Source organism: Flavobacterium notoginsengisoli, assembly GCF_014207905.1.
Classification (GTDB): Bacteria; Bacteroidota; Bacteroidia; order Flavobacteriales; family Flavobacteriaceae; genus Flavobacterium; species Flavobacterium notoginsengisoli_A.
Genome location: NZ_JACHLB010000002.1, coordinates 815,282 through 832,149, shown reverse-complemented (window position 1 = coordinate 832,149; position 16,868 = coordinate 815,282). Strand labels below are relative to the sequence as shown.

General features: G+C 34.8%; 16 protein-coding genes. 7 read left to right on the top strand and 9 right to left on the bottom strand.

The features are described from left to right. Window positions 1-14 precede the first annotated feature (14 nt). From HNP35_RS10555 to nadA, 4 genes are all read left to right on the top strand, one after another. On the top strand, window positions 15-1,226 hold the full coding sequence (locus HNP35_RS10555) for a hypothetical protein (protein WP_184161193.1): 1,212 nt from the start codon (window positions 15-17) through the stop codon (window positions 1,224-1,226). Beyond that, the gene (locus HNP35_RS10550; protein ID WP_184161190.1) at window positions 1,223-1,672 is read left to right on the top strand and encodes a CopD family protein; all 450 of its coding nucleotides are present in this window, start codon (window positions 1,223-1,225) and stop codon (window positions 1,670-1,672) included. The genes HNP35_RS10555 and HNP35_RS10550 overlap by 4 nt, the downstream gene beginning before the upstream one ends. Before the next feature lie 33 nt (window positions 1,673-1,705). After that, on the top strand, window positions 1,706-2,140 hold the full coding sequence (locus HNP35_RS10545) for an RrF2 family transcriptional regulator (RefSeq protein ID WP_179006589.1): 435 nt from the start codon (window positions 1,706-1,708) through the stop codon (window positions 2,138-2,140). A gap of 158 nt (window positions 2,141-2,298) precedes the next feature. After that, on the top strand, window positions 2,299-3,228 hold the full coding sequence (gene nadA, locus HNP35_RS10540) for a quinolinate synthase NadA (protein WP_184161187.1): 930 nt from the start codon (window positions 2,299-2,301) through the stop codon (window positions 3,226-3,228). A 5-nt stretch (window positions 3,229-3,233) separates the two neighbouring features. Here nadA and HNP35_RS10535 read toward each other — a convergent pair whose 3' ends face one another. Then, complete coding sequence (locus HNP35_RS10535; protein WP_184161276.1) at window positions 3,234-3,914, bottom strand: Crp/Fnr family transcriptional regulator; 681 nt, start codon at window positions 3,912-3,914, stop codon at window positions 3,234-3,236. A 246-nt stretch (window positions 3,915-4,160) separates the two neighbouring features. Next, window positions 4,161-5,525 (bottom strand): oxygen-independent coproporphyrinogen III oxidase, encoded by a 1,365-nt coding sequence (hemN, locus tag HNP35_RS10530; RefSeq protein ID WP_184161184.1) that lies wholly within the window; start codon window positions 5,523-5,525, stop codon window positions 4,161-4,163. Window positions 5,526-5,928: 403 nt separating this feature from the next. Here hemN and HNP35_RS10525 point away from each other — a divergent pair, with 403 nt between their 5' ends. After that, a complete protein-coding gene (locus HNP35_RS10525) occupies window positions 5,929-6,525 on the top strand; it encodes a Crp/Fnr family transcriptional regulator (protein ID WP_056205585.1) in 597 nt (198 codons plus the stop codon). 157 nt (window positions 6,526-6,682) lie between these two features. Here HNP35_RS10525 and HNP35_RS10520 read toward each other — a convergent pair whose 3' ends face one another. The 7 genes from HNP35_RS10520 to HNP35_RS10490 are packed head-to-tail and all read right to left on the bottom strand — an operon-like array spanning window position 6,683 to window position 13,375. Beyond that, entirely contained in the window at window positions 6,683-7,066 is a 384-nt protein-coding gene (locus HNP35_RS10520; RefSeq protein WP_056205587.1) for a group III truncated hemoglobin, read from the bottom strand. Window positions 7,067-7,089: 23 nt separating this feature from the next. Beyond that, window positions 7,090-7,857 carry an ABC transporter permease subunit gene (locus tag HNP35_RS10515; RefSeq protein ID WP_056205588.1) on the bottom strand — a complete coding sequence of 256 codons (768 nt, stop codon included), beginning with the start codon at window positions 7,855-7,857 and terminating at the stop codon, window positions 7,090-7,092. Further along, window positions 7,841-8,563: an ABC transporter ATP-binding protein gene (locus HNP35_RS10510; protein ID WP_056205589.1), complete on the bottom strand. Its 723-nt coding sequence runs from the start codon at window positions 8,561-8,563 to the stop codon at window positions 7,841-7,843. The genes HNP35_RS10515 and HNP35_RS10510 overlap by 17 nt, the downstream gene beginning before the upstream one ends. Further along, on the bottom strand, window positions 8,560-9,792 hold the full coding sequence (locus HNP35_RS10505) for a nitrous oxide reductase family maturation protein NosD (protein WP_056205590.1): 1,233 nt from the start codon (window positions 9,790-9,792) through the stop codon (window positions 8,560-8,562). Before HNP35_RS10505 ends, HNP35_RS10510 begins: the two co-directional genes overlap by 4 nt. A 36-nt stretch (window positions 9,793-9,828) precedes the next feature. Beyond that, on the bottom strand, window positions 9,829-10,833 hold the full coding sequence (locus HNP35_RS10500; RefSeq protein ID WP_056205592.1) for a nitrous oxide reductase accessory protein NosL: 1,005 nt from the start codon (window positions 10,831-10,833) through the stop codon (window positions 9,829-9,831). A 56-nt stretch (window positions 10,834-10,889) separates the two neighbouring features. Continuing rightward, entirely contained in the window at window positions 10,890-12,863 is a 1,974-nt protein-coding gene (gene nosZ / locus HNP35_RS10495) for a Sec-dependent nitrous-oxide reductase (RefSeq protein ID WP_131423942.1), read from the bottom strand. Between the two features lie 35 nt (window positions 12,864-12,898). Next, the gene (locus HNP35_RS10490; RefSeq protein ID WP_056205596.1) at window positions 12,899-13,375 is read right to left on the bottom strand and encodes a c-type cytochrome; all 477 of its coding nucleotides are present in this window, start codon (window positions 13,373-13,375) and stop codon (window positions 12,899-12,901) included. A 577-nt stretch (window positions 13,376-13,952) separates the two neighbouring features. On the opposite strand from HNP35_RS10490, the gene HNP35_RS10485 reads away from it, so the two are divergent. Together HNP35_RS10485 and HNP35_RS10480 are read left to right on the top strand one after the other, a co-directional pair. Beyond that, a complete protein-coding gene (locus HNP35_RS10485; protein ID WP_056205597.1) occupies window positions 13,953-14,804 on the top strand; it encodes a FixH family protein in 852 nt (283 codons plus the stop codon). A 58-nt stretch (window positions 14,805-14,862) separates the two neighbouring features. Continuing rightward, the gene (locus HNP35_RS10480; protein ID WP_246453443.1) at window positions 14,863-16,860 is read left to right on the top strand and encodes a TonB-dependent receptor; all 1,998 of its coding nucleotides are present in this window, start codon (window positions 14,863-14,865) and stop codon (window positions 16,858-16,860) included. Window positions 16,861-16,868: the final 8 nt, after the last annotated feature.

The window sequence follows — 16,868 nt, the reverse complement described above, 5'->3', positions numbered from 1 at the left end:
TCCTTTATAAAATCATGAAGAAGAGTTGGTTACTCTGTACTTTTTCTAATTTTTTCATCGCTTCATTGATGGGACTGTTGCTTCGATGGATGTATGTTTCACCGATCACCGGAGTCAATTTTCAGTTTTTAATGCACGGCCATTCACACGTGGCGATGTTAGGCTGGGTCTATATGATGTTGTACTGTTTGATTTTTCATTTTTTTGTTCCAAAAGAAAAACAGCAAAAACCCATCTACAACCAATTATTTTGGACAACAGAACTGGCCGTAGTCGGAATGATGATTGATTTTCCTGCTCAAGGATATGCTTTTGTTTCTATTCTTTTTTCGACTTTGCATATTTTTTGCAGCTACTATTTTTGTTATTTAATTATAAAGGATGCCAATCCAACAACTCTGGCTGAAAGAAAGCTGCTTCGTGCGGCTTTGTTTTTCATGATTTTTTCTACTTTGGGTGTCTGGTGCCTGGGTCCTGCAGTTTCATTGTTAGGTAAAGCAAGCGCTCTTTATCAAATTGCGATTCAGTTTTTTCTTCATTTTCAATTTAATGGCTGGTTCCTGTTTGCCATTTTGGCTTTGTTTTTCAAACAGGCAAAACTTATTATTGAAGCTAAAAAATTCAGGATATTTTATAATTTATTTGTTGCTTCTACTTTTTTAACATTGGCTTTGCCGGTAAGTTGGTATTTGCCTAACCCGATTTTTTATTGGTTAAATGCTCTTGGAGTAATGCTTCAGCTATATGCTGCGGTACTTTTTATACAATTTATCCGCCCGCAGTTTCAGTCCTTTTTTGCTGTTTTACCAACGATCACAAAAATAGTTTATGGTTTTGCTTTGTTTTCATTGGCTTTAAAAGTCTTTATTCAACTGGTGGTTTTGTTTCCGGAATTGGCACATGTATCCCATCAGATTCGTAATTTTGTCATTGGATACATTCACTTGACCATGTTGGGAATTATTACAGGTTTCCTGTTTGGATTTGCATTACAAAATGATTTTTTAAATTCGAGAAACCGTATTCAAACATGGGGAATCGCAATTTTTTTATTCGGATTTTTTACAACTGAAATTCTTTTGTTTCTTCAGGGCATTTGGTTTTTCTTGGGTAAAGGTAGTTTACCGAATTATTATCAAAATCTATTCTTATCCAGTATTTTTATGCCAGCAGGCCTTATAATGCTATCTGTTAAAATTGTGAAACTAAAACCTAAAACTATATGAGCCACCATTTATTGTTAATCATCCATCTTTTGAGTGCCACCATTTGGGTTGGTGGTCATTTGTTGCTTGTCTTTGGTTTTTTGCCACAAGCATTAAAAGAAAAAAATCAGAATATAATTCTCGATTATGAAAGAAAGTATGAACCTGTTGGCATGACTGCTCTGGTTTTGCTGGTCATTACCGGAATTTTAATGGCCTATAAATATGGTGTTAGCATCGAATATGGGTTTCAGTTCGAGACACCTATAGAAAAAGTTGTTTCAACAAAATTAGCTCTGTTATTATTGACGGTTCTTTTTGCTTTGAGTGCGCAATTTAGAGTGTTGCCAAAGCTAGAAAAAGGTGCTGAGAAGTTGCCTGAAATGACCTTTCATATTCTATCAGTTACCATAATTGGGGTTTTGATGGTTGTTTTTGGATCTTTTGTGCGTTATGGCGGGCTTTGATTTATATGATTTATACATTACAAAAAAAAGATTATGTTCTCTAAAACATGTGAATATGGCATTCGTGCAGCTATTTTTATTGCTTTTCAATCCTATCAGGACAATCGCATCGGCTTGAAAGAAATTGCCAAAAAAATCGATTCTCCGGAGGCTTTTACAGCCAAAATTCTTCAAATCCTATCGAGAGACAATATTATTAAATCTATAAAAGGAGTGGGCGGAGGTTTTGAAATTTCCAAAGAGAATATGAAAGAAATTACATTAGCGCAAATAGTCAATTCTTTGGATGGCGATCGCATTTTGACCGGTTGCGCATTAGGATTAAGTAATTGTTCTGAAGACCATCCTTGTCCGATGCACGATAAATTTATATCTATTCGAAACGATTTGGTTTTCACGCTTGAAAATACCAATCTTGAAGAATTGGCTTTGGGTATTAAATCGGGAGAGACCTTCCTTAGGTATTAATTTTAGTGTCATAATAAAAGCTTTGTTTGATTGGATTTTCCGAAAAACGAACAAAACTTAATTTTCAAAAAACTTACCGATTTTAAAAACCCAACATAAGTATCAGCATCAAATCTTTTGTTTTAAAACAAAAGAGAATAATTAAAAATAATTTAATAATGAAAAACCTTAAAGAGCGAATACTGAAACTAAAAAAAGAGAAGAATGCAGTTATTCTGGCACATTACTATCAGGAATCCGATATTCAGGATGTTTCAGATTATGTGGGCGACAGCCTGGGATTGTCACAAGAAGCAATGCAGGTGCATGCTGATATAATTGTTTTTGCAGGAGTACATTTTATGGCTGAGACTGCAAAAATTTTAAATCCAGGTAAAAAAGTTATTCTTCCTGATTTGAATGCAGGCTGCTCGTTGGCTGACTCTTGTCCCGCCAATTTATTTCAACAATTTACCCAAGCCCATCCAGACCACATTGTTATTACATATGTGAATTGTTCTGCAGAGGTTAAAGCTTTAACTGACATTGTGGTAACTTCTTCTAATGCCGTTAAAATCGTCAATTCTATACCGAAAGACAAACCCATTATTTTTGCTCCCGATAAAAATTTGGGAAAATATGTAATGGAACAAAAAGGCAGGGAAATGTTGCTTTGGGACGGTGCATGTGTGGTTCATGAAGCATTTTCATTTGATAAATTAATTGAATTGTACAAACAAAATCCAGATGCGCAAATTATTGCCCATCCTGAATCTGAAACCCATATTTTAAAAACAGCCAGCTATATTGGTTCGACAGCAGGAATGATTGAATATGTTAAAACCAATCCGGGCACCAAATTTATTGTGGCTACAGAAGTGGGAATTCTTCATAAAATGAAACTGGAAGTTCCTGATAAAATATTGATACCGGCACCTTCAAACGAAGACAACACTTGTGCCTGCAGCCAATGTGGCTACATGAAAGTAAATACGTTACAAAAATTACATGACTGTTTGCTTAATGAAACGCCTGAAATTAAAGTTCCTGCTGATATAATGAAAAAAGCGTTTGTCCCTATTGAAAGAATGCTGGAATTATCCAAATGATGATGTTAGCTGGCTTCTCTTTTTAATCCCTTAATATCCTTTAAAAAAATCAGCTTTCCTTTTAATTCGATCAACCCTGATTTTTTAAACTCAGAAAGCAATCGGATGCAACTCTCGGTGGCTGTACCGATCATTCCGGCCAGTTCCTCTCTTGATAATTGCACTTTTAAGGATTGATCAGCATTTACACCAAAGGTGTCACTAAGATATAATAACTTTTCAGCCAGTCTTTCCTTAACAGTTTTCTGGACCATATCCACAGTATGATCATCAGCATGTTTCAAATCATCACAAACAGACTGCATTAAGTTCATTGAAAACTGATTGTTATTATTAAAAAATTGAATGATTTCAGATTTTGGAATGAAACAAACTTCCATATCAGCAATTGCTGTAGCCGACAAGTTTGCAGGTTCATTGCTGATCATTGAACGTTGCCCCAGAAGTTCACCTGACTTTACAAGTTTAACAATTTGGTCCCTTCCATTGGCACTTAATTTAGAAAGTTTTCCAATACCATCTTTTATACAGAAAACCCCATTAATTACTTCTCCTTCCTCTATTATAGCCTCCCCTTTTTTAATTACCTGAGTGCTTTTACTATTTGCCAATTGTATGATTTGCTCTTTGTTTAGTGCTTTCAATGCACTAAGCTGTCTTACAATACATTTATCGCATTTATTCATAGTAATTTTTTGCTGCAAAAGTAGAATAATTAGAGTTACTACACTACATTACTTGAAAAATTTGAATAATTTTCTTTTCCAGCAAAATTATTCTTGAAAGATTGATACAGTGGCTACTGGCATATCGATGTGATCTTAAATCCAGAAAGTAGTTAAAAGAATCAACCCTGCCAGGATATCATGTTTAATAATTAGCATACCTAGAAAATTTCAGAGTCAATTTGTGCAAGGAATTCTATTAATCGTTTAGACTGTCATTGAAAAAAGATTAGTTTCGGGAGATTTTCTTTTCAAATGCAAATCGAAAGCCATACAAATATTACGGACGAAAGGTCTCCCTGCATCTGTGATCTTGATTCTATTTTCTTCAATAGTTACCAGATTATCATTTACCATTTCCTTTAAATCGGACAAAACACTTGGTAATTCGTCAAAATAAAAAGCTTTATCATTCCACGAAGTTTCAAATTGACAGGTTAAATTGAGAATATGTTTTCGAATAATTAAATCCTCATTATCAAGAATATGTCCTTTGACAACAGGCAGTTTGTCGCACTCCAAAAGTTGATAATATTCTTCCAATCTCTTTGTATTTTGAGCAAAACTGTACCAACTATCACTGATAGCTGAAACTCCCAATCCAATCATTAACTGGGTTTTTGACGAGCTATATCCCATAAAATTGCGATGCAATTCCCCAGTATGACCAGCCTTATATAAACTATCCGAAGCTAAAGCAAAGTGATCCATCCCAATTTCGTGATATCCGTTTTGAGAAAGCAGGTTTTTTCCTGTCTCATATAATTTTCTTTTTTCTACATCTTTTGGAAGATCTGCCTCATTGAATCCACGTTGTCCATTTCCTTTGATCCAGGGCGTATGCGCATAGCTGTAAAAAGCCAATCGATCTGGTTTTAAAGAATTTGTTTTTTCGATGGTGTCCACAATGTTTTCAATTGTTTGAAAAGGCAATCCAAAAATAATATCGTGTCCTATTGAGGTATAACCAATTTCTTTTGCCCAAAAGGTGACTTTTGCCACATTGTGAAATGGCTGAATCCTGTGAATGGCTTTCTGGACTTTTTCCGCATAGTCCTGAACACCAAAACTTACTCTGCGAAACCCTAGATTATATAATTTTTTAAGCTGCTCATAAGTCGTATTGTTGGGATGTCCTTCAAAACTGAACTCATGATTTTCAGCTTTATCAGCTAACCTAAAAATACCGTTTATAAGATTTTCTAAATTTTCTGATGAGAAAAAAGTCGGAGTTCCACCTCCCAGATGAATTTCTTTTATGATTGGTCTTTCAGAAGACAGTCCACAGTAAATACTCCATTCTTTTAAAACAGCCATGATGTATTTTTCTTCTACTGAATGATTTTTAGTAATTCGTTTGTTGCATCCGCAAAAAGTGCACAAACTTTCACAAAAAGGCAAATGAATATATAGGCTAATCCCATTTTGTGAATTGCTCTCCAAGAATGATTTTTGAAAAGAAATCTTCCATGCCTCTATTGAAAAAAGTATTTCATTCCAGTACGGAACAGTTGGATAACTGGTATATCTGGGACCTGGAACATTATATTTTTGAATTAAAGACTTTGACATAATTTTAATTTTAGAAATTAGGAAGAAAATGAAATAGAACTTTTTTTAATTGAAATGAATCTTTTTAGCTATTACCATTCTAATGCATTACAAATATCCGAAGTATACTGCTTTTGTAATATGATAAATATCATAACACTTCAGATTACACAATGACTTCCAAAAGATTAGCTACCAGTTTAAATTAAAAATATCTTTTTATAAATCTTTAATTTAACACCTATTCTAGCTTCAACAAAACTTTCAAAACCTAATATTTATCATGTTTTTTTTATACCTGATTTCTTTTCTTTGCTTAAAACATATACCTCCGCTTTCATGAAAATCAATAATAACCGCAGGCGCTGTCTTCAAGCGATGAAATATTTCGCATCATTTATAAATACATATAACTTTAGAAAAAATGGATATTGATACAGATTTGCTATTCACTTGGGGCGCTGTTGCAAAAAAAACACCCAAAAACTGTATCATATTTTACGAAAATGATCCTCCCCTATACTTCTATCAGATTCTTGAAGGGACTGTAAAAATGACCTATACCAATGAAGACGGAAAAGACCTGACAGTAGGAATTTTTGAAAATGGAAGCAGTTTTGGCGAACCGCCCCTCTTTATTGATCAGCCTTATCCAGCCTCAGCAGTAGCACAGACCGATTGTGTGCTCTTAAAACTTTCAAAAGCCAACTTCTTTTTACTTCTTGAAGAAAATCCAAAAATCCAATCGAAAATATTAAAAGTCTTTGCCTGGAGAATTTACAATAAAATAGTATTTTCAAAAAATATAATTAATCATAAACCTGAGTACCGGGTACAGTATTTTCTCGATAATTTAAAAAAACAGCAGAATATTCCCCCAAATCAAAGACTGAAAATTCAGTATACCCGTCAGGAAATTGCAGATTTTACTGGTTTGCGCGTTGAGACGGTCATTCGGACAATTTCTATTATGAACAAGAAAAAAAAAATAGAAATTATAGATCATAAAATATTTTATTGAAATTTCTTAAATACTTTAATATATGATTCAGATCATATATCTTTTTTAAATATTTTTCTTTCTTTGTGGAGGTTAAATGAAAATTATTAATTCAGCTCTAATAGCATTTAATTTAAAAACGGGCGCTCTTCGAGCGCCCGTTTTTTACTTTATCACTTTATTTTACTACTTTATTCATCATCATTTTCGAAATACTCTGAGCCCTAATCTTTACTTCTGATGCTTTTGGTCCTTCAAATAAATCATCAACAGTTTTTTTCCACAACTTATTCCAATGTTTAAAATGAGTTTCAGTTAAGGGGCTTTTCTGATTTAAAATCCGATGCTTCATCATCGGGTTTCCTTCAAAATTTCCGGAATGAAAAAGGATATTATCCCAAAAATCATACATAATTGGAAGATGTTTTTCCCAATTAACATTCGCCACTTTGGTAAATAAATATCCGATAGTAGCATCTGTCTGAACCTTACCATAAAAAGCATCAACCAATATTTTGATATCCTGTCTGTTTTTAATATCTGTTTTTATCTTCTCCTTCATAATTGAGTATTAAATATTAATTGTTAAAGATCTTTTTTATTAAATTTTCTGACTGAAATAAAAAAAGGTATCGCAATCCATAAAATCAATAGAAAAAAAGAGATAATCAATCCAATAGTTGTCCCAAAAAAATCTTTAAAAATTGCGCCTGTGTAACCCATCATAGCTGACTGATCAAGATGTAAGAGAATCTGAATACGTGCAAGATCTATTGGGCTCAGGGCCGTTACCCCCACCATTGCCTCTTCAATAGGATACTCGGCAAACTGAAACAACAGAAATAAAACCAAAGCGTCAAATAGTATTGCAAAATACATCCAAAACATAATCGCTACACCAATTCCTTTTGCTTTATCACGAGTCAAAATACAGCTCAAAAAAGCTAAAGACACAAAAACAGCCGAGATTAAACATCCTGACAAAAGCATCATAACACCTGAAGCATCAGGCGCATTAATTACAAGGGGGATTCCCGCACCCAGCAAAAAAGCCAAAATCATTGCAATGGAAAGCCCGGCAAATAAACTGATCCATATTTTTTTTCGCCTTAATGGCTGGCTGAGTAACAGTTCAATAAATTCAGAACTGTTATAAATATATATCGTCGAAAAAAGTATCGAAACTAATGGAACTGTAAATAAAATTACATTCAAAATTGTCAACAGCCCTTTAGCAGAATTGTCTTCAAGGCCAAAAGATCCCCAGGAGAGCAAGGCCAAAACAAAAGTGTAACTCAGAACGATTTTATTTTTAAGAATATCCAACAATACAATTTTAATGATCCTGTTCATGACTCTTTTGCTTTAAAATTTTAGATATGGCTTTTGAAATTTTGATTTCACCCGTTGATTCAAGCAGTTCGTTTATATTTCTATGAAAATGCACTTTACCATCCTGCATAAAAATAATCTGGGTAATCATATCGTCAAGTTCGCTTAACAAATGAGAGGTAATCAAAATTAATTTTCCTTTTTCCTTTTCTTTAATAATTTTCTCCTTCAGGATTTCTGATGCCAGGGGATCCAATCCTGCAGTTGGCTCATCAAGTATAAGGACGTCAGGGTTAAAAAGAAAGGCTAATGTTGCACTTACTTTTTGGGTTGTTCCGCCGGAAAGCGTGCGCATTTGTTTATCATCCATCTTATCAAGTTTAAAAGCTTTAACTAAATCTTCATCCAGAATGTCTTTCGAATTCCTGATTTGCTTGATCATGGCAATAATTTGTCCAATAGTCATATGATCTGGATAGCGGCCTATCTGAGGCATATAGCCAATATTATTTCTATATTCAAACTTTCTAAGAATAGATTCTTTATTGAATAAAATATCACCGCTGTCCGGTAAAACCATTCCCAGGATGGATTTTATCAAGGTCGTTTTTCCGCAACCATTTGGACCAATAAGTGCAATGCACTCACCTGCGTTAAATTTCAGGTTTACATTTTGCAATACCTGAAGCTTGCCAAATTTTTTGTTTATATTTTGTAAAGTAATCATAACACAAGAGATTTCATTTCGGGGGTTTGGTCAACAAAATTATCCGGGGTAATACTTGGCAGAATCTTTTCTGACTTATCAAGAAGCGTAATCATAAAGCTCCTGAATAATAACATTGCAGAGGGATTGTTTTCTGTAAGCACTGCAAAAAGGCTCAAAGGGTGAAAAGGTACATCTCCAATTCCGTCCTTATTAAGGTCATAACCTTCATATTTATCCCAATAATTATTATTGAAATGGTTAAGAACTAAACTGCCATTGGTGCTTATATCAAATGTATTGGCGATAAAATTATTAAAGGAAATTTCGTTTTCCATACAGCTTGCCTGAATTTTCATTCCCCACCCGTTATCTCTAAAAATATTTTTTGAGAGGGCTACCCGGCTGGTTCCTTCCATATAAATTCCCGAAGTATTTCTGATGAATTTGTTTCCTATGATGTAACTATCAGAAATTTCTTTTAGCAATAAACCATACGCGGCATCTCCCCAGTTTTCTGCAAAATAATTATGGAACATTTTTACATTTTTGGTAAACATGACTGCCACTCCTGCCCCATTATTTTTAAACACATTGGAGATGTACGAATCATCATTAGAAAACATAAAATGAAGTCCGTATCGAATATTACTCTTTGAGATGTTCCTCCAAATAATAGAATTAGACACAAATTCAAAGTAAATCCCGTCCCGATGTCCTGAGACTTGGTTTCCGACAATTTGCAGGTTTTCACTTTTCCAGCAATGAATGCCATTCCCAATACGCTGCTCTTGTTTTTGATGGGCTTTTATTGTGTTATTTTTTATAATACAGCCAATTCCTTTTTGAACATAAATACCAAAAAAATTATTCTCCAGAATATTTTCTTTTATGGTAACCCCTGTTTTGTTATATATTTTAATACCGCAGGGATCATTCAGGGAGGCATACCCTGAATTTATGACTTTAAAACCTGCAATGGTTACACTATCAGCTTTGATAGAAACCACTTCATATTTTTTTTGGCCATCGAGGATAGGAAAGCCAATTCCCTGCAGTATTATTTTTTTATCTATCACTATGTTTCCTTCTCTATAAACACCTTTGTAAACCAACACCGTATCGCCGGGATTGGCCAGTTGTATAGCTTTTTTTATGGTTTTTATGGCTCTATTTTTTCCTACTTCAATCTTTTGAGAATGAAGACAGGTAAAAAAAAATGAGAAGCAAAGACAGAGAAGTATTTTCATGTTTAATTGATTGTAATTAGCATTTTCGTCCCAAAATTATTTTTCTAAAATTGACGCCCATTGTATCTCTGTTCCCTTTGATTCTGCTCCAAATGCTTGTGATTGGCTTTCAGTCGAGAATGCCGCAATGTTACCATGCATCGGACTTTTTATTGTGCCGCCTGAAATAAAAAAAGCTTTTTCTGCCTGAATTAGTTCATTTTCCTTTGTATAATCATGTACATAATAACTCTTAACCTTCATATCTGAATGTTCTTTACAATAGTTGACCATACAGGCAATATCATCAAACTTATATGCCCGGCCTTTTTGGGTAATAATTTCTGAGCCATATTTACCGTCACTTATTCCCATTTTACAATAATCACAATTGTCTGTATTTATTTTGATGGAAATTGGTCTATCTCCTGAACATGAAAAAAGAAAAGAAGCAATAATTAAAACGCTAAAAAATTTATTAAATCCTAAAGCTGATTTCCTCTCTTTAATTATAGCCAGAAAAAGCAAGACACCAACTGTAATGAGCATCCATCCACCTATATCAGGTATAGAATAAGCGCCAAAATTCAGCAACTGTTTATAGCCCAGTAATGGAGGCTGGTATGCCATACCTGGAACCCGTATGGCAGCATTCGGGTCTAAATTATGGCCATAGTCGTAATTCCACCGGTAAAAATCAATAGCAGCTAAAACTCCGAAAAGCACAAAAGAACAAAACAATATATACAAGGAATTTCGCTTAGCATAAAAAGAGCAGCTTAAAGCAATGATGCCAAACAATCCTAAAATGTAAGGCAGGATTTTAAACTCGATAAAATCTTCGGTATGAAGTGTTTTCATACCTATATAATGATTCAATCCGTTGATAATATCTACATCTCCTGCAATTTTTGTGGCATGAAGTTTTAAAACCAAACCTTCAGGATATTGTGGAGCTGTCAGTTCAATTTTCCACATGGGAACAAAAATGGACCCTATTAACAGAAAGCCACACACAAAAAGTACTGCTCTTGAAAAAATTGAAAGTATTTTATTTTTCATGATGATTCAAATAAAAAGGGAACAAAGAAAACTTTGTCCCCTTCACTGGTTATTAGTTATTCCTTTGGTAAATTCGTACCCAAACTATACGTAATTGGCACATTACTTCCTGCAGGTGAAACTCTAACATAACCCTGCATTTCCTGATGAAGTGCACTGCAGAAATCCGTGCAATAAAATGGAAAAATTCCTTTTTTCTGAGGAACCCATTTTAGTGTAATCGTTTCTCCGGGCATGATCAGCAACTCAGCAGTATTTGCCCCTTTAATAGCAAATCCGTGAGGAACGTCCCAATCCTGTTCCAAATTGGTAACGTGGAAATAAACTTCATCCCCTACTCGTATACCTTCAATATTATCGGGAGCAAAATGCGAACGTATACAAGTCATATAAACATGTACTTTTTTTCCCTCTCGGACCACTTTGGTTTCTTTTTCACCTCTGGCAACGTAAGGATGCAGATTATCTGCCATTTTGTAATATTTCAATTGACCGTTATTGCGTATTTTATCAGCTGGAATACCTTGCGCATAATGAGGTTCTCCAATGGTTGGATAATCCAATAAAAGCTTCATTTTATCCCCGCTAATGTCAAATAATTGTGCACTTTGCGCTAATTCCGGGCCAGTTGGTAAAAAGCGGTCTTTAGTGATTTTATTATAAACCACCATATATTTTCCAAATGGTTTCTCTGTATTGCCTCCCGGAATCATTAAATGCCCTGGAGAATAATAGGTGGCTTTTCTATCTAAAACTTTTAAATCTTTTATGCTCCATTTTACTACTTCAGAAGAAACAAACATTGTAGTATAGGCATTCCCTTTTCCGTCAAATTCGGTATGTAGTGGTCCTAAACCCGGTTTTTGAACTTCGCCATGAAGAGCGGCCTCATACTTAATCACAGGAATTCCTGCATAACTACCATCAAATTGTTTTTTGGCAATAGCATTTTTCAGTTTCGTAAAACTAAATACAGGAATAAGGGCTGCTAGTTTTCCACTTCCAACAATATATTCACCAGTTGGATCAATATCACACCCGTGTGGAGATTTAGGACAGGGAATCATATAACAGATATCTTTCAGTTCAGCAGCATCCAGAATCAATACTTCTTTCTTGATTTCAGATTTAGCCGTTTGGGTTTTCTCATCCCAGGTATTATGAACATAATTTGCCGGTACACGTTTTCCTTTTCCAGCTTTAATATACTCTTCAGCTTTTTTCCAATTGACGGCCATGATAAAATCCTTATCATTTTTAGAAGCGTTTACCTCAAGCAGGGTATTGGCCTGCTCAGTGTTGTAACAGGAGAAAAAGAACCAACCGTGAGATTCTTTTTTCCCCGGATGACTAAGATCAAAATTAACACCCGGAGTTACGATCTGAAAAGCAAGATCCAACTCTCCTTCTTTACCCACTTTTACAAAACTAAGGTGTCCTTTAAAGTTTTTCTTATATGTATTAATGGGTACATCTCCATCGTCATTATCTGCGGGAACGCTAAAACGGCTTGCCCCCACAATATACTCTGTGTTTTGCGTGATAAAAGGAGAAGAATGGTTTCCTCCACAATTTGGAAGCTCGATTATCTCAGCTGTTTTAAAAGTTTTCAGGTCAATACGTGCAATCCTTGGCGTATTATTGGCATTGGCAAAAAGCCAGCGCCCGTCAACTTCTCCATTGGTTTGAGATAAATCTAAATGATGCTGATCATCCCATGGCACATAACCATGCGAAGTATTCAACATGGCTTTTGTTTCTTCACTGTAACCATAGCCACTTTGTGGATCTTCTGAGAACACCGGCATAACCCTTAACAATCTACCGCTAGGAAGTCCATAAACACTTACCTGACCGCTGAAACCACCAGATACAAAATTGTAGAACTCATCATACTTACCTGGAGCAACGTAAACTTTTTGCGCAGCATCTCCATCGACAGTATCGCTGGAATCCTTGGGCTTGCAGGAAACAAAGAAGGCACAGCCTAACGCAACGGCAAAAACTGATTTTAATAATTTATTTTTCATAACATTCTCATTTGAATTTGAATTTTTTATTCTGGTTATTTCACGCCGTCGTTCTGGCGCATGTATTCAAGAATACTTCTGGCCTCATCATCGGTCAGACCTTGATTAGGCATACGAATCATACAGAGTTCTAATTGAGCCTGCAATTCAGGATCTTTATCAATCATAGGATCAGGATTGGTAATAAAATTCATAATCCATTGAGGAGTTCTGCGTCCTGTAACGCCTTTCCATCCAGGCCCTACCAATTTTTCATCTGTAGTTTTGTGACAGGATGTACATTTTACTTCGGCCACTTTTAATCCTTTTTCAGCCAGTGGCTGATCTAAGGAAGTACCAACTTCAACTGTAGAAAATTTTCCCAAGCCTCGTTTAGGATCGTATGATTCGGCGTCGGCTGTTTTTTCTGTAGCTGTAGGAGTTGAAAAATCCTGATCTGTATTCGATTTTTCTTTCCCACACGATACGAGCAAGAAAGAACCAAACATCGTTAATAAAAATAATCTGTTCATTACTAAGGTTTTTAATTTGTTAAACTTTAGAGCAAAATTCCAAAACTTGTATTACATAAAGTATGATCACAATCATAACATGAAAAAAAAGATCATGATACCTTCGTACTTTCAAAATACAGGTAATGAAATTTTGTATTTACATATTCCTTTTTGCAGTATTGTTCAGACCGCTATTTCCAATCTTGGATTACGCACTGAATTACAATTATATTTCTGCAGAATTATGCGAAAACAGGGATACTCCTAAACTAGAGTGTAATGGCAAATGCCATTTGAAGAAAGAGCTGGCAAAAGCCTTAAAAAATGAAACACCTTCCTCGAGTGAGAAAAAAGTTGAAATCACTGAAACTATTTTGCTATACTTTGAAAACATTCCCGTTTTTAATTTTCAAAACAACCAAAAAGTCATCTTAGAAATAAACTCACGATATAAAAATCTTTACGTTTATCTGAACACTTACTTTGTATTCCATCCCCCCATTTTCAAGTATTAATTTTTCGCTTATCTAATTTCTTCTCCTTCGGATTTGCATTCGACAGAAGCCTTACATCCATAATTTAAATTAATATTCAAATGAAAATTTTAAAACACATAGCCATTTTAGTGCTGTCCATTTCTCTGTTCTCATGCTCCTCAGATGATAATACCTCCACTCAGATTCCAATTGATGAAATCACCGGGCTGCAAAAAATTCAGGAAATATCCAATGACAATCATACTATAGAGCTTTATTCTCAAAGCGGTATTTTACTCCAGGGTTACAATCATATCACACTTAGAATTAAGGACAAAAAGACGAACAGCTATATTCAGGATGCCAAAATAAACTGGACACCTCTTATGCATATGGTTACAATGAAGCATTCTTGCCCAAAATCCGAAGTAATGAAAACTTCTGGCAAACAAACATTATATGAAGGTGACATTATCTTTCAAATGGCTCAAAATGATACTGAATACTGGGATCTTACAATTACATATACTGTAAATACCTTTTCTTACACAGCTGCTGATACTATTAAAGTTCTGGTATCTGCAAAAAAAACTGTAAGTACTTTTACAGGTACTGATGGCATTCGTTATTTGGTTGCCTATGTTGCTCCCCAAAATCCTAAAGTAGCCACGAACGCTATTAGCGTTGGTGTTTATAAAATGCAGGATATGATGACGTTTCCTGTCGTGAATAATTTCAAAATAAAAATGGATCCAAGAATGCCCAGCATGGGTAATCACGGTTCGCCTAATAATACCGATTTAACACAATCTACAACCGATGGCTTTTACAACGGAAAACTTTCTTTGACAATGACTGGCTATTGGAAAATTAATCTTCAACTTTTAAATGCTTCAGATAATGTACTTAAAGGAGAGCCTGTAACGACAGAAAATCCTGCAAGCAGTCTTTTCTTAGAAATCGAATTCTAAATATTGAATACTAACAAGAAAGAGATGGTTTTGACTGGCTCTTTCTTACAATTATCTTATGATGAAAAATATAACCGTAGTCCTTTTAGCTATCTTTTCGACAGCTTGCTGGGCACAGGAAAAAAAGAATGATAGTCTTGCAGCTGAAAATCTCCATGAAATTATAGTTATAGGAAGAAAAACACCTTTACATCTTAAACAGCCCAAATCGTTAACGTCTGTAGAAGATTATCTGATGGGTTCTTCAAAAATGAATATGATTAAAAGAGGTGCATATGCATGGGAACCTACGATTAACAATATGTCAACCGAGCGTACTGTAATTACCATTGATGGTATGCGGATTTTTGGTGCCTGTACCGATAAAATGGATCCCGTGACTTCTTATGTCGAGATTTCAAATTTATCTGAGGCAACAGTTGCCTCAGGTCAGCAGGCCAGCTGTCATGGCGCTACGATTGGAGGTTCGATAGATCTAAAACGAAATCAATATAAACACAGAAAAAACGGCTGGAATGGCAGTTTATCTTCTGGTTATGAAAGCAATAACCAGCAAAAGATTATTGGTGCCGCTTTAGGTTATACTGACAGTACCTTTTTTGCGTATGTTGATTTTATGCATCGTGATGCCGAAAACTACAAAGCGGGAAACGAAAAAGAAATTAATTTTTCTCAATTTACCAAGTACAATATTTCGGCAAATGCTGGCTATTTTATCGATAAGAAGAATGTACTCGAAACTTCGATTATTTATGATAAAGCTGTGAATGTTGGCTATCCGGCGCTTCCAATGGATGTTTTATTGGCAGAAGCTAAAATCATTTCATTGAGTTACAAGTACATTCCAGATTCTGCTGTTATTTCTGGTTGGGAAACAAAAGGATATTTTAATACCATGACCCATAAAATGGATGATACTAAAAGACCAGCAATTTCTATTCATATGGATATGCCGGGCTGGTCTGACACCTATGGTTTTTATTCTAAAATAAAAGGAAAACACGAAAATCATGAATTTCTAGCCGATTTGAATTCTTTTTATAATAAGGCTGTAGCCGAGATGACAATGTATCCTGTTGATCCAACTGAAAATCTGATGTTTATGTACACCTGGCCTGATGTTCGAACGCTATATAACGGATTATCATTAGAAGATATTATTACAATCTCACCCGAAACCATTCTTAGAATCAGCATTAATCTAGGTTTTCATTCTAATACAGTAGCCAATGATTTTGGACTACAAAGCCTTCGTATTTTTTATCCTGAAATGGATGCCACAAAAAACCGATCCTTAAAAAGCCTCTCCGGAAATTATACCAAAAATACTGGTAAGTTTGAATTTGGATTTGGTTTGGCTTATGCCGAAAGAGCACCTTCTGTTTCTGAAGGCTATGGCTTTTATCTGTATAACAGCAATGATTTTTACGATTATATAGGAAATCCAAATTTAAAAAATGAAAAAGCAGTAGAAGGAAACTTTTTTTTTGGTTATAAAAATGGCAGGCTAACGTCTAAAATTACGGCTTCGTATTTCTATATCTCAGATTATATCATCGGAAAAATTGACCCAGGCACGCTGCCTATGACGATTGGAGCATCGGGTATAAAAATCTACGACGATATTAATTATGCTATAATTTTTAATACTGATTTTAATCTTGAATACTCCTTTTTGCAAAACTGGAATTTAAAAACACAGATCGCCTACAGTCTGGGGAAAGATGATCAGGAAAACAACCTTCCATTTATAAGTCCGCTCCGATATAATGCCGGAATAGAGTTTAAAAAAGAAAAAATCAATGCGGGAATATTTGCCTCTGGAAATCTTGCACAAAATGACTTCGCAAAAGTATACGGGCAAACCAAAACACCCGATTACCTGATATTTAATATCAATGCAGGTTATAGCTTTAATTGGAATCAAAGCAAAATAAAAGCGCAAACAGGTATTGAAAATATTTTTGATAAATATTACGCTACTTTTTCAGACTGGAACAAAATACCACGAATGGGACGCAATGCTTTTATAAATCTTACTTATAGTTTTCACTAAGATTTGAA